The 13,519-nt window shown below is 46.0% G+C and carries 12 protein-coding genes and 1 pseudogene; 3 read left to right on the top strand and 10 right to left on the bottom strand.

Annotated elements, in window-relative coordinates; all coding sequences use genetic code 11:
* Positions 1 to 31: 31 nt before the first annotated feature.
* On the top strand, positions 32 to 1,243 hold the full coding sequence (locus C6H04_RS02115; RefSeq protein WP_104732193.1) for a saccharopine dehydrogenase family protein: 1,212 nt from the start codon (positions 32 to 34) through the stop codon (positions 1,241 to 1,243).
* Between the two features lie 41 nt (positions 1,244 to 1,284).
* On the opposite strand, the gene trpCF is transcribed toward C6H04_RS02115, so the two are convergent.
* The 10 genes from trpCF to C6H04_RS02065 form a co-directional block, all read right to left on the bottom strand.
* Positions 1,285 to 2,649 carry a bifunctional indole-3-glycerol-phosphate synthase TrpC/phosphoribosylanthranilate isomerase TrpF gene (trpCF, locus tag C6H04_RS02110; RefSeq protein ID WP_104732192.1) on the bottom strand — a complete coding sequence of 455 codons (1,365 nt, stop codon included), beginning with the start codon at positions 2,647 to 2,649 and terminating at the stop codon, positions 1,285 to 1,287.
* On the bottom strand, positions 2,642 to 3,634 hold the full coding sequence (gene trpD, locus C6H04_RS02105; RefSeq protein ID WP_411709973.1) for an anthranilate phosphoribosyltransferase: 993 nt from the start codon (positions 3,632 to 3,634) through the stop codon (positions 2,642 to 2,644). The genes trpCF and trpD overlap by 8 nt, the downstream gene beginning before the upstream one ends.
* Positions 3,635 to 3,709: 75 nt before the next feature.
* A complete protein-coding gene (gene alr / locus C6H04_RS02100) occupies positions 3,710 to 4,846 on the bottom strand; it encodes an alanine racemase (RefSeq protein WP_104732190.1) in 1,137 nt (378 codons plus the stop codon).
* A 75-nt stretch (positions 4,847 to 4,921) separates the two neighbouring features.
* Complete coding sequence (locus C6H04_RS02095; protein WP_104695916.1) at positions 4,922 to 6,163, bottom strand: NAD(P)/FAD-dependent oxidoreductase; 1,242 nt, start codon at positions 6,161 to 6,163, stop codon at positions 4,922 to 4,924.
* Positions 6,164 to 6,166: 3 nt separating this feature from the next.
* Positions 6,167 to 6,550: a RidA family protein gene (locus C6H04_RS02090; RefSeq protein WP_104732189.1), complete on the bottom strand. Its 384-nt coding sequence runs from the start codon at positions 6,548 to 6,550 to the stop codon at positions 6,167 to 6,169.
* A gap of 25 nt (positions 6,551 to 6,575) precedes the next feature.
* Positions 6,576 to 7,571, bottom strand: a complete 996-nt coding sequence (locus C6H04_RS02085; RefSeq protein WP_104732188.1) for an SPOR domain-containing protein — start codon at positions 7,569 to 7,571, stop codon at positions 6,576 to 6,578.
* Positions 7,572 to 7,601: 30 nt separating this feature from the next.
* Complete coding sequence (locus C6H04_RS02080) at positions 7,602 to 8,144, bottom strand: DUF1882 domain-containing protein (protein ID WP_104695918.1); 543 nt, start codon at positions 8,142 to 8,144, stop codon at positions 7,602 to 7,604.
* Between the two features lie 9 nt (positions 8,145 to 8,153).
* Positions 8,154 to 9,404, bottom strand: coding sequence for a serine hydroxymethyltransferase (locus C6H04_RS02075; protein WP_104732187.1), 1,251 nt, complete (start codon positions 9,402 to 9,404; stop codon positions 8,154 to 8,156).
* A gap of 1 nt (position 9,405) precedes the next feature.
* Complete coding sequence (gene lysS, locus C6H04_RS02070; protein ID WP_104732207.1) at positions 9,406 to 10,896, bottom strand: lysine--tRNA ligase; 1,491 nt, start codon at positions 10,894 to 10,896, stop codon at positions 9,406 to 9,408.
* A 5-nt stretch (positions 10,897 to 10,901) separates the two neighbouring features.
* Positions 10,902 to 11,465, bottom strand: coding sequence for a CvpA family protein (locus tag C6H04_RS02065; protein ID WP_104732186.1), 564 nt, complete (start codon positions 11,463 to 11,465; stop codon positions 10,902 to 10,904).
* Between the two features lie 202 nt (positions 11,466 to 11,667).
* Between C6H04_RS02065 and C6H04_RS02060 the strand changes: the two are divergent.
* Positions 11,668 to 12,878, top strand: a pseudogene (locus tag C6H04_RS02060) (apolipoprotein N-acyltransferase).
* Positions 12,879 to 13,517 carry an ATP-binding cassette domain-containing protein gene (locus C6H04_RS02055; RefSeq protein ID WP_104732185.1) on the top strand — a complete coding sequence of 213 codons (639 nt, stop codon included), beginning with the start codon at positions 12,879 to 12,881 and terminating at the stop codon, positions 13,515 to 13,517.
* Positions 13,518 to 13,519: the final 2 nt, after the last annotated feature.

The following is a 13,519-nucleotide window of genomic DNA, read 5'->3' as shown; positions in this document are numbered from 1 at the left end:
TATATCATCGTGTTATTATAAAAGGGAAGAGATGTCCGTTGTCTTGCAAATTGGGGCTGGGGGAGTTGGTAACGTAGTTGCCCATAAGCTGTGCCAAAACCGCCAAGTTTTTAGCCAAGTGGTGTTGGCTAGCCGCACTCTCTCCAAGTGTCAACAGATCGCTAAGGATGTCAAGGCGAGAAATTTTGGCGAGGTGGTTTGTGAGCAGGTCAATGCGGATAATGTGCCAGAATTAATAGCCCTTATAGAAAAATACCGCCCTAAAGTGGTGATCAATGTCGCTCTACCTTATCAGGATTTAGCGATTATGCAGGCTTGCTTGGAAACCAAAACCAATTACCTGGACACTGCCAACTACGAGCACCCTGATGTGGCTAAATTTGAGTATAAGGAACAATGGGCTTTTGATAAGGCCTACAAGGAAGCCCAGATTTTTGGTTTACTGGGGAGTGGCTTTGATCCGGGAGTTACCAATGTCTTTTGCGCCTACGCTCAAAAACACCATTTTGACGAGATTTATAACATCGATATTTTAGACTGCAATGCGGGCAACCATCCCTATCCCTTTGCGACCAATTTTAACCCTGAAATCAATTTAAGAGAGGTAAGTGCGCTGGGGCGTTACTACGAAAATGGCGCATGGGTGGAAACCAAACCTCTGGAAATCAAGCAAACATGGGCATATCCAGGGATTGGCGAGCGCGATTCTTACCTGCTCTACCATGAAGAATTGGAGTCCTTGGTCAAGCACATCAAGGGTCTGAAACGGATTCGTTTCTTCATGACCTTTTCAGAGAATTACTTAAATCATATGCGTTGTTTGGCCAACGTGGGTATGCTCAATATCGACCCCGTGGAGGTACCCACAGCACAGGGAGGACGCGCCCAGGTCGTGCCTATTCAGGTACTAAAACAACTTTTGCCCGATCCAGCCAGTCTTGCGGGCAAGACGACGGGTAAAACCAATATTGGTTGCTACATCCATGGTAGCCAAAATAAGCAGGAGAAAAAACTCTACATTTACAATGTCTGTGACCATCAAAAGTGTTATGAAGAAGTGGGTTCGCAAGCCATTAGCTACACCACTGGTGTGCCTGCTGTGGTGGGGGCCATGATGATTTGCAAAGGCATTTGGGGAGGAGCGAATTCTAAGGGAGTGTTCAATCTGGAACAGCTCGATCCCGATCCCTTTTTAGAAGAACTCACTAAACAAGGTTTGAGTTACGAAGTGATCGTGCGCTAAAACCCTTAACTTTAGCTATGCGTGGTGTATTGGGCCGTTGTTTAGGTTAAATCTCTCAAAAGCTGGGCGAGCTCTTGGATTTTGGCGTAGCTCTTTTTGCCTGGGGCTCTTTCTGCCCCGGAATTGATGTCCAAGCCCAGCGCGCCCGCACTCAGAGCGGCTTTAAGATTGTGCACTCCAATTCCTCCTGCTAACATGAAGGGTTCTTGACACGCGCTTAAGAGTTCCCACGCAAAGCTCACTCCATTGCCCCCTGCTTGTGCCCCTTTGCTATCAAATAGGATAAGGTCCGCACCATTATTCTCCCAATTCTCTAGCGTGCACGCCTGCGGATCAACACTTCTCACTTGCCAAATAGCGCAATCTAAAAAGCGCCTGAGTGCGCCAATCTGCTCTACACTATAATTGCCATGGAGCTGGAGCGCGCTTAGGCGTAAGCGTTGCGTGATATGGATGATGCTAGCAATGTCTTGGTCTACAAAAACCCCTACAAATTTAAGTCCAGGCACTTTGCGCACTAATCTAAGGGCTTTTTGAGATGTGATATAGCGGGGTGAATTTGGGTAAAAGATCAAACCTCCATAAAGAAAATGGGCTTTATAGGCGCGTTTAGCATCTTTAAGTCGTGTGAGTCCGCAGAGTTTATGGGGACCATAGATGAGCTCTACGCATGCTTGGTGTAGATTAGATTGGCCCATTAATGCACTACCTATTAAGAAACCATGCACTTTGGGCGCGAGGGATTTCACTTGAGCATGCGTGTGTAAGCCTGATTCGCTCACCACCACATGCTCTTCAGGAATGAGCGCGCGTAAGGTGTGCGTGGTGTTTAAATCTACCTGTAAGGTGTGTAGATTGCGATTATTAATGCCAATGATCTGCGCGCCCAATCCTAATGCCCTGTACACTTCTTGGGCATTGCTCACTTCACACAGCACCGCCATATTTAAAGAGTGTGCTAGAGTGGCAAGTTTGTGGTATTGTGTGTCATCTAGGGCGCTAAGCATGAGTAAAATTGCGTCTGCCCCCATGTGCCTTGCTAATTTGACCTGGAATGGCGTAATAATAAAATCTTTACATAGGACAGGTTTGCAGGTGTGCTCAGACACAAAGCGCAAATTTTCATAGGAGCCTTTGAAATACGCCATGTCAGTGAGTACGGAAATGCAGGTGGCGAATTTATTATAGACTTTGACAATCTGCTTCAAATTAAAGTCTGCACGGATCAGTCCCTTAGAAGGCGAAGCTTTCTTGCACTCTAAAATAAAGCTAGTGCGCTTTTCTAAAAGGGCTTGTTTAAAATCTCGAAGACTAAGGGGCAAGTTGCTGGGCAAAGTGTAGATTTTTTCTAAAAGGGCGATCTCTTGGGGTTTATGCGCGAGAATATCTTGTAAATACTTAGACATGGCTGCTCTTAATGATGTGTTGCAGATGTGTATAAGCCTGTGCGCTCTTTAAATGCGCTAAGGTCATCTCAACCCCTTCTTTGAAATTTGTGACCTTGCCCGCTAGGTAGAGCACCCCTGCGCTATTGGCCGCAACGCTAGCTTGGTGTGCCTCAGAACCTCGTCCTTGTAAGAGGTCTAAGCAGGCGCGCGCGCTAGTTTCTATGCTTTCAGAGTGCAATTGTTCCAAAGTGTAGGAGGGTAAACCCAAATCTCTAGGATTTAGCCTATATTGTCGGATTTCTTGATCTTGTAATTCACAGACAAGAGTTTCTCCATGGAGAGCAATTTCATCCAAGCCCCTTCCGTGCACCACTAACGCGCGTGCTACGCCCAAGTCCAAAAGCACATCTGCCATGGGTAAACAGAATTTGGGATCGTAAACTCCTAGCAACTGGGCTTTGGGAGCTAGGGGGTTGATGAGTGGTCCAATGAGATTAAAGATGGTGCGGGTTTTGAGTTCTTTACGCACTGGAGCCACGCGGGCGAAGTGAGGATAGTAAAGAGGGGCAAATAGAAAGGTGAAGTTAGTGTGTTGCAAGCAAGCTAGAGCCTGCTTAAAGTCCATGTTGGTATTCACACCTAAGAATTCGAGTAAATCCGCACTCCCTCCAGCATGTGAGCTACTTTTATTGCCATGCTTGGCCATAGGAATGCCCATAGAAGCACACACTAATGCGCTAATAGTGCTCACATTGATGGTGTTAGCTCCATCACCTCCTGTGCCACAATTGTCATAACACAAAGGTGTGCTCTGCTGGGAATGTAGGCGTAGACAAAAGCGCACAGCGCTAGCGATCTCATGTACACTTTCTGGTTTCATTTTGAGTGCGATGAGAGCTGCCCCCATCTTCACTGCGCTTAAACTCCCCTGCGTTATCGCCTCAAAGAGTCTCACAATCTGCGCCTCTGTCAGACTTTTTTTATCATAAAGCTGGGTCAAAATATCTTCTAAAGTTGTGTCCAGGATTGTAGACCTCCCGTGGCTAGATTAGAAAATCTCCATGTCTTAGAAGACCAACTAGGTGTAATACACACGAGGCAGGCGCTTGGTGAGCATGGTGATGGCTTCATAATTGATAATCCCCAAGATTTTAGCAATATCTCCCGCACCCATGGCTCCACTCAGCGGATCCCCCAGGAGCACCACTTCATCTCCCTCTTGCGCACGCATGGAATCGAGTTTGATAAAACATTGATCCATACATACTCCCCCAATGACAGGTACTTTTTGTCCATGTAAGAGCCCCCAAGCTTTATTGCCTAAGATTTTGGAAAATCCATCTCCATAGCCCAAAGGCAAGACACCTACGCGCGTCTTCTTGATGCAATAATAATCTTCCCCATAACCTACCAATCTTCCCGCAGGAATGCTCTTCAAAGAAACAATGTGCGCTTTGAGCGTGAGCACATGGCGCAAAGCCAAATGGCGTTGTTGCAGGGCATGCTCTGTGTAAATAGAGGGATGCAGGCCATAGAGTGCTAAACCAATGCGTACCAAGTTCATACCAAAAGAGGGTAGGCAGATAGCAGCTGCACTATTGGCCATGTGCTTATACTTAAATTCTAGTCCCACGCGCTCAAGATGGGCTAGAAAGTCTACAAAGCGTACAGCCTGCTGCTGGGCGTAATTATGATAGAGCGCATCGGCATTGCTATGGTGCGTGAAAATACCCTCCACTTCTAAGCCCTCAAGTTGTGCGATCTTAGCGATGATGCGCGCATTCTTAGGGGTTGGAAAATAACCCAAACGACTCATGCCTGTGTCGACCTTGATATGAACCTTGAGTTTGCGCCCTAATTTGAGCGCCATATCAGAGAAATGACACGCTTGTTTCTGAGAAAACAAGGTCTGGGTGATATTAGCCTTAATCAGGCTCTCTGCCATGTGATCGGGAGTGAAGCCCAATATCAGAATGGGGATTGTTTTAAATTCCTGGCGTATCTCGAGCGCTTCATCTAAAGTGGCCACCCCCAAATAAGCTGCCCCCTGCTCAATGAATACACGGCTAACCTCCAGCGCGCCGCATCCATAAGCATTGGCCTTGACTACCGCCATGATTTCCATTTGGGGACCAAGAAGAGTGCGCATCACTTGAAAATTATGCGCCAAAGCTTGAGTATTAATCTCTACATAACTAGCGCGCGTGGGAAGCATAGAATTCTCGTGGCATGGGTAAAGACAATTTCCAAACCCATTTTGAAGCGATCTTTATAATGCAATCAAGGGCGTTCATTCTCTAAAAAAGGCAGAAAAGAGCATGATATCTGCGCTCTTTTCATTACACCCACACGCAATGAGCTCGGCGATGATTTTCCCCACCGCAGGTCCAAAAGTGATTCCAAGCCAACCCAATCCTGTGGCATGCACTAGATTTTGATAGCGAGAATCATAGCCCAAATAGGGGATATCATTGGGTGTTAAGGGCCTAAACCCGCTCCATTCTTGGACATTTTGCATGTCAAAGGGGCGTGTAAAGGTTGCAAAATTTTTCTGAATATTTTCAATTTGAGCGCGGACAATCCCTGGATCACTCGTGTTGAGTTCGAGCTTGGAGGTGATACGCACACTATTACGGCGTGGAGTCATGGCCAAGAAAATATCTGCAAAAAGAGAGGAAGTTTTGGGTTTGAGCTCTTCGGGCATTTCAAAAGTGAGGCTATAGCCCTTTGCACCCATCATTAAAAAATCATTATGGGTTTTTTTGAGCAAATAAGAGTTAGCCCCTGTGGCTAAAATGATAGTTTGTGCTTCGAACTTCTCGCGATTGGTGATCACGCCACTGATTTTCTGAGCGCCAAATTCAAAGTCGAGGACTTCCTCATTGTAGTAGAATTCTACACCCACACTCTTGAGATAGCTCTGTAAACTCTCCATCACTTCTTTAGCATCTACATGGGCATTTTCTTTGAGCAGCACACTCCCGCAAATATTCTCCTCTTTAGCAATGGGCATGTACTCCAGTGTTGCTTTGGGATCAAAAATCTCATAAGTGTGAGAGGGATAATGCGCGCAGGCCTTGAGTTTTTTCTCAAAATTTTCTTTGAGGGTGTAGATCATCAAAAGACCGTCTTCTTTAAACCAAAAATCCATGCCCCTATCTAACATTTCATGGTAGATTTCCAGGCTCATCCAGCCATAGCGTTCAAAAAGGGCTAAAGTGCGCTTGAGAGATTTGGCGTTAGCACTTCTAATAAATTTCCAGAGCCACTTGTAGAGTTGGAAATTGAACCCCCAGTGGATATTTAGGGGAGCCTGTCCCTTGAGCATGAGTTTTAGGGTATCACACACCACACCTGGGCTTGCAAGTGGGGCTTTTTTAAAGGCTGAAACGAGGCCAGCATTACCAAAAGAGGTTCCATTACTCCCGTCATTTTGTTCAATGAGCGTAACTTTCCTGCCTGCATGGTGTAAAGCGTAAGCACAACTCAAACCCACAATGCCCCCACCAATGATCAAAATATCCTTTTGCATGCCTTAAGCCTGTGCGATTGCCTCAATTTCCACGAGGCCATCTTTAGGGAGTTTAGCAACTTGGTAGGTGGCGCGCGCCGGGTAAGGCTGTGTGAAATAACTTCCATAAATTTCATTCACCGCGGCAAAGTCCTCGAGGTTTTTCAACAGAATGGTCGTCTTGACCACTGCATTAAAATCTAAACCTGCCTCTTTGAGAATAGCACGCATGTTTTCCATGGCTTGCTTTGTCTGATTTTGAATGCCCTCACGCAATTCTCCGCTTTGAGGATCAATGCCCAACTGCCCTGAAACAAAGAGCAGACCCGTGCTCTTAATGGCTTGCGAATAAGGACCAATAGCTTTGGGGGCGTGATCTGTGTGCACTTGTTGCTTTGCTGATGACATCATAACTCCTTTTTCAAGATTTAAACTATTTGATCTCCACATGCACGGGTTTAGCGATGTTGTGGCTCACTTCTTCCAATTTAGTATCTGCTTGCTCTCTGGTAGGGTAAGGGCCAATCAAGTAACGCTTTTGCCCGTTGAGCTCTTGAATCTGATGGGGATACTTGACAAAGGCCTCCATGAATTTTGGATTAGGAGTCTTGCTAAAAACACCTACCTGTAGGTAAAACCCTTTGGGAATAGTGGGTTTTTGCGGTTTCGTCGTATTCTCTTTTTCTCCCTTGACATGATCAAAGGCGACTTCTTCCATTTTCTTGGGCTGAGGAGTAGGAGGTGCACTCTTGCTAGGTTCGCTCTTGGGGGACACCTTAGTTGGTTCTGCCTTAGCTACTTTAGGCGCTTCTTTAGGTTTTTCTGGAGCTTTTTCTGCCACAGCTTTTTTAGGTTCAGGTTTGGGTGCAGGCTTTTTCTCTGGAGTTTTTTGAGCTACCTTTTCGTGCTTCTCCCTTTCGTGTTTTTCATGCTTGGATTTGGCGGCATGTTCTTTGTGTTTCTCTGAGGACTTCTTCTCATTGGGTTTGGGTTCTGGTTTAGACACGGGGGTGGGTGGTGGCGGAGGGGCCACAGGTTTGTCCAAAGGACTTGTAGGGAGGACAATAGAGGGTTCTGGGACCTTTTGTGCCTGCTTAGCCTGGATATCCTTGACAATTTGATCGAATTTATCTTCTTCTTTTTTAGCATTAGTAGAAGGCTCTAAGGTTAGGTTCTCAAAATTATTGCTGTTAAAGGTGTTGTCATGGAGATTGCCCACTTTTTGCAAGTGTTCTTCATGGGGCATAGATGCACTTTTGAGAGGTTCACGCGTGCTTTTATAAAAAACCACCAACACCACTCCCAAAACAATGAGTCCTATCGCAGCAATGAGCAAGATTTTCTTGAGCTTTGAACCCTTGGCTTCATGTTCGTTCAACGCCTCATCAAGCCTTTTATTGAGGTCTTTACTAAAATCTGAATTATCCATTAAATCGTCCTTTTTTAGGTATTAAACCCATTACATATGCTTTGCCCAGCTTGCCCCCCTCTCTTTAGCAAAGACTGCATAGGGCAGAATTAGAATATTGAAATCTGGCGGAAGATCCCCATTAGGAAAAATACGCCATTCGTTGGGCAAATTTTGGGCAAGCTTCATAGAAAGAGTTTTAGCCAATCTGCAACCTTCTCCTAGTTCTGTATGTCCCTTGTGTATGTAAAGATGTAAATGTCCGGGGGTTTTGCTCTCGTAGGCTGTAAAATTGATGAATCCTTCTTCACGCAGAAGGAGTTGGGCTTTATGATAAAAGCGATCCGGACTACGGCCATTGTAGTCTAAGACAATATTTTCTACCTTGTTGTTGGGTAAAATCAAGTTATGGGCAATGGTGATCTCTTTGCGCCAATGTTTTTGAATGAGCATAGATGTCAGAGTGGCGTTGATCTTTTCAAATTTGTCGTAAAAGCAGCGCCCTAAATAGGTCACGCGTCTTCCCAAGCCGACTTGCTGCGTGTAGTAGTGATCTGTTTGCAGTTTGATGAGGCTCAAATCCATCTCTACCATGCCACTCCTTTAGAAAATTGGCACATCATAAGTTTTGAATTGTTTAGAAAATGCCACGACCTCCCCTCTAGTGCGGGCATGGAAATCGCGATCGTGGATATTATTGAGCACTTCTACAATCTTATTCCCTATAAAGGTGAAATCTGCCTCTTGCATGCCTCGACTGGTAAGTGCGGCCGAACCCAATCGGAGCCCACTTGTCAGAACAGGACTTCTGGTATCTCCAGGCACACTATTTTTGTTCGTAGTGATGCCTGCGCTATCTAGGGCGAGCTGGGCGTCTTTTCCGCTAAAATCCTTAAGTCGGATCACCAATAAGTGGTTATCACTGCCTCCACTAAGCAATTCAAACCCATGTTCTAAGAGCACTTGAGCCAATGCCTGCACATTGCGCTTAACTTGCACCGCATAGGTCTTCCATTCAGGCTTGAGGTTTTCCAAAAACCCCACAGCTTTGGCCGCGATCACATGCATTAAGGGACCACCCTGCATGCCGGGAAATAGGGCACGATCGATCTTGGAAGCGAGCTGGGCATCATTGCTCAAAATCATCCCCCCTCTGGGGCCTCGCAGCGTTTTATGTGTGGTGGTTGTAACGACATGGCAGTGGGGGAAGGGGTGGGGATGTTCCTCAGCCACCACCAATCCGGCGATATGCGCCACATCTCCCATTAAGAGTGCACCCACTTCATCGGCAATCTCTCTGAAGTATTTGAAATTCACTTCTCTAGGATAGGCAGAATACCCACATACAATCAGCTGAGGGCGCACCACTTTTGCAATGCGCAACACCTCCTCATAGTCGATCCACCCCTCCGCATTTAGACCATAGTGAAAGCCCTGAAAATGCTTCCCCGTCAAGCTCACGGGAGAGGCATGGGTTAAATGCCCTCCGCTGTTGAGCTCCATGCTTAAAATGCGATCATGAGGTTTGAGCAAGGCGTGGTAGACTACCATATTGGCCTGAGAGCCCGCGTGGGGTTGCACATTGGCAAATTGGCATTTAAAGAGCTTTTTAGCACGCTCTATGGCCAATTCTTCAATGCGATCCACCACTTCACAGCCTCCATAGTAGCGTTTAGAAGGATAACCTTCAGCATATTTATTGGTAAGAACGCTCCCCATCGCCTCCATCACACTCTCAAAAGTGTAATTCTCGCTGGCGATCATCTCCAAATGATCCGTTTGGCGTTGCAACTCCTCGCAGATGAGATCGAAGAGTTGCGCGTCGTGGGCCTGTAAATGAAAAACTCTGGACATTCTATTCACTTTGATTGGATTTTAAAGGTTTCATGGCAGGAAAGAAGATGACATCCTTAATACTCCTGGCATTGGTGAGCAGCATTACCAAACGATCGATTCCAATCCCCTCCCCAGCTGTGGGAGGCATGCCATGCCCTAATGCCCACACATAATCACTATCCATAAACTGCGCCTCCTCATCTCCATGCTCTTTGGCCTTAGCCTGTTCCTCAAAACGCTGGTATTGATCCAGGGGATCGTTGAGTTCACTAAAACCATTAGCAATCTCTTTACCTGCGATGAAGAGTTCAAAGCGATCGGCGATGTGAGGGTGCGTATCGCTGCGGCGTGCCAAGGGGCTGATTTCAATGGGATACTCAGTAATAAAAGTAGGGTTAATTAACCGAGATTCTACGCATAGATCAAAGGCCTCGGCCAAGAGTTTACCATGTGTGATGAGCCCCTCGAGCTTGACCCCTTGTTGTTCCAAGAAAGCTTGGAGTGCTGCGCTATCCTCAACTACACCAGTCTCTAAACCCCCAATTTCCATCAAGGCCTGCTTAAAGCGCACGACTCTGATCGCATTAAAATCAATGGTATGCTCTTGATAGGGGATTTGACTGGGTAAGTTTAAGGCTTGCAAGAGTTCCTTAAAGAGTTCTTGAGTAAGTGCGATCAAGTCCTCATAGGTCTTATAAGCCCAGTAAAACTCTAGCATTGTAAACTCGGGGTTGTGGGAGTGATCCATGCCCTCATTTCTAAAATTGCGGTTGATTTCAAAGACCGCCTCAAAACCCCCTACCACCAAGCGTTTTAGATACAACTCAGGAGCAATGCGTAGATAACGCTCCACTTCTAGGGCATTGTGGTAGGTTACAAAAGGGCGCGCATTAGCTCCTCCGGCAATAGGGTGCATCATGGGGGTTTCGACTTCCAAAAACCCTCGTTTTTCAAAGAAGTGACGGATAGTAGCCACAATCTGACTACGGGTTTTAAACACCTCTTTAACATCTGGGTTGGCGATGAGGTCTACATAGCGTTGGCGGTAGCGTAACTCAATGTCACTCAAGCCATGAAACTTCTCGGGCAAAGGCACGATAGCTTTAGTCAGCACTTTGTAGGAGAGTGCATGTAAACTGAGCTCCTTGGTTTTGGTTACAAAGGGATAGCCAACTACATTGAGGATATCCCCCACTTCTACACATTTTTTAAAAATATCAAAAGCGTCTTTCCCCAGATCGTTTTGAGAGAGATAGACCTGCAGGAGTGCACTTTGATCCTCGATTTTGATAAAACACGCCTTACCCATCAGGCGTACAAACTTGACACGCCCCACCAAGGCATGTGTGCTCTTGGTATCTTTTTGTCCCTCCCCCAATGCGCTAAAGCTCTGCAAAAATTGCGCGTTATTCAAAGAACGGGTTACGCGGTTTTCATAAGGATTAAGGGCATGTGCGCGCAGCTGGTCTGCTTTCTGAAGACGCTGCTGGATATAGGCATTTTCAAACATGTGGCTCACTCACTTGGGCTGTGTGGAATCTCTGGATGATTTGCTTTCATGTCTTGTGTTCTACTCTGGATGACTTTCCCCAATTCTTGAATTTCTGGACGCTGCATGACATAGGAGGCAATCTCTTGCATGGTAGGGTAGAGTTGGCTGTGAGCACGCAAGTAGGTATCCATAGATTTCATAAAGCTAAAACGGGACGCGCCATGTAACAAAAACGCAAAAACTAAATACATCTTAGCGCAGGCAAAGAGAAATCCCAAGACTTTATCAATAGCACCCAAATTGCTGAAACTCACTGCTTTGCTCACCACAACCCCTACCATCAAGAACAAAATCCACACACCCGCAAGCACTAAAGTGAAGCCAATCAAACTTTCCACAGAGGGGCTATGGAAATCGTGCACACGAGCAGAAAACCACGCCCCCACATCAGAAGCGAGCCTAGAACCCAAATACACACCACATACAATTCCTAAAATGCCCGCCACCTCATCGATGAACCCATTGTAAAACCCGCGAATTCCCACAACGAGAATAACAGCCACTAAGATCAAATCAATGTAGTCCATCCGTGCACATTTCCAAGTGAATTTAAGACAATCTATCCTAGAATTATAAACTCTGTAAGCTTAAAAATTATAGACATATTGGAATACACAAGGAGCATGGTTGCCGTCGCTAGAGATTAGGGATTCTGCGTGGGGCTGGCTCATATCGCGCACACATTGGGGACTAGCCCTCCTTTTTCTAGCACCTTTGTATGTGGGCTCCATGCTCGTGAAACACCCATTGTTGCTTATCAGTATAGAGAGTTTACTCGCTCCTCTAAGTATGCTTGCCTGCCTGCAGGTTGAGAAAAATAGAGCCTTTGGTTTTGGATTTTTAGTGGGTTTAGGGCTTTTTATTGGTGCGCGCTCAGTTTTCGCTACAGTGATTATGTCTTTTTGATCCCATTGATGATGATTCTGATTGCGCTATGCTATGGGGGAATTTTCTATCTGCTATGTTGGCGCTCTTCCCTGATTTATCGTGTTTGCGCCCTATGGTTAGCCAGTTATATCCACCCCTTTGGCTTTGATTGGTTTGTGCCCGAGTCTTTCTTTGCTTATTCAGTTTTTAGAGTCGACAAACTGAGTTTTTTATGCATCCTCATTGCCATTGCCTTGCTCAGACCTCATGAGAGCGAACGCTTTTTATTTTTTAAAACCTCCACTCATGTCTATCTCAAGCTCCTAGCTTGTTCCCTATTGGCTTTGAGTATTGATTGGCGCGCCTCTAGTTTGCCCACCAATGCTTTTGATCAGATCAAAATCGCCACTACCCACACCGATCAAAATCTCAAGTGGCAACACGATCACCTACAAGACATTGTCAAGCATAATTTGGCTCTCATTCACGAGGCAATTGCCCAACACAAACAAGTGGTTATTCTCCCAGAAACCGCCTTTCCCTTTGTGCTTAACACCAGCCCACTCATCTCCACATTGCTAGAATTGAGTGCCCACATCACCATTATCACCGGTGCGCTCTATCAAGAGCACAACACCCTCTACAACTCCACCTATGTATTTGATCGCAATACATACCAATACGCGCACAAGGTGATCTTAGCTCCTTTTGGGGAAACCATGCCTCTGCCCAAAGCCCTAGCAGACTACTTTGAAAACCTCTTCTTTGGACCTGCTTCTTTAAAGCTAGGGAGTGGAGACTCTTTTAGAGACTTTGATATGCAAGGTTTTAAGTTCCGCCCTCTTGTGTGCTACGAAGGCACTTCTGCGCTTGCCTACCCACATAGCCCAGATACCTTTGTCATCCTCAGCAACAATGCTTGGTTTGTGCCTAGTATTGAGCCTTTCTTGCAAAGAATGTTGCTCAAATATTATGCACGCCGTTTTTACAAGAGCATTATCCACAGCACTAACTTCTCCCCCTCTTACATCCTCGCACCCACCTTACGGGGTGATCAAAATAAGGGGATTTAGATGTTACAAGCCACTCACATTGGCCATCGTTTCGAACATTGGCTCTACAGGGATTTACAATTGCATGTGCGATCTCAGGAATCCATCGCCCTTTTGGGAGTAAGTGGGAGTGGAAAATCCAGCTTACTCAACCATTTTTCTACCATGTTAAAACCCCTGGAGGGAGTTGTGCGCCTGCTCGATCACGAGGATATCTATGCCCTGCCCATGAAAACTCTACTACACATCCGCCGCTACCAAATCGGCATTATCTTTCAGGCACACTACTTGTTTAAAGGCTTCAATGCGCTAGAAAATCTGCAAGTGGCCTCTGTACTCAGTCAACAACCTCTCGACACCGCACTCTTAGAAACTCTAGGCATCGCGCATGTCCTATCTCAAAATGTGGGAGAACTGAGTGGTGGGCAACAACAACGACTCTCTATTGCTCGTATTCTCACAAAGAAGCCAAAAATTATTTTTGCAGATGAGCCTACGGGCAATTTAGACAACGCCACGGCAATAGCGGTAATGCAAGTCATGCATAACTATACCTATGTCCAAAAAGGCGCGCTTATTCTAGCTACCCATGATGAAAAAATGGCGCGCGACTGCACGCGCGTCTATTTACTTGAACAACAACAACTCAGATTACTTTAACT

Source organism: Helicobacter salomonis, assembly GCF_900197775.1.
Classification (GTDB): domain Bacteria; phylum Campylobacterota; class Campylobacteria; order Campylobacterales; family Helicobacteraceae; genus Helicobacter; species Helicobacter salomonis.
This window is presented reverse-complemented; position numbering and strand designations above follow the sequence as displayed.

Coding starts and splice junctions, on each gene's coding strand:
- C6H04_RS02115 (WP_104732193.1), top strand. CDS start 32: ATGTCCGTTGTCTTGCAAATTGGGGCTGGGGGAGTTGGTAACGTAGTT.
- trpCF (WP_104732192.1), bottom strand. CDS start 2,649: ATGTCTAAGTATTTACAAGATATTCTCGCGCATAAACCCCAAGAGATC.
- alr (WP_104732190.1), bottom strand. CDS start 4,846: ATGCTTCCCACGCGCGCTAGTTATGTAGAGATTAATACTCAAGCTTTG.
- C6H04_RS02095 (WP_104695916.1), bottom strand. CDS start 6,163: ATGCAAAAGGATATTTTGATCATTGGTGGGGGCATTGTGGGTTTGAGT.
- C6H04_RS02090 (WP_104732189.1), bottom strand. CDS start 6,550: ATGTCATCAGCAAAGCAACAAGTGCACACAGATCACGCCCCCAAAGCT.
- C6H04_RS02085 (WP_104732188.1), bottom strand. CDS start 7,571: ATGGATAATTCAGATTTTAGTAAAGACCTCAATAAAAGGCTTGATGAG.
- C6H04_RS02080 (WP_104695918.1), bottom strand. CDS start 8,144: ATGGTAGAGATGGATTTGAGCCTCATCAAACTGCAAACAGATCACTAC.
- C6H04_RS02075 (WP_104732187.1), bottom strand. CDS start 9,404: ATGTCCAGAGTTTTTCATTTACAGGCCCACGACGCGCAACTCTTCGAT.
- lysS (WP_104732207.1), bottom strand. CDS start 10,896: ATGTTTGAAAATGCCTATATCCAGCAGCGTCTTCAGAAAGCAGACCAG.
- C6H04_RS02065 (WP_104732186.1), bottom strand. CDS start 11,465: ATGGACTACATTGATTTGATCTTAGTGGCTGTTATTCTCGTTGTGGGA.
- C6H04_RS02055 (WP_104732185.1), top strand. CDS start 12,879: ATGTTACAAGCCACTCACATTGGCCATCGTTTCGAACATTGGCTCTAC.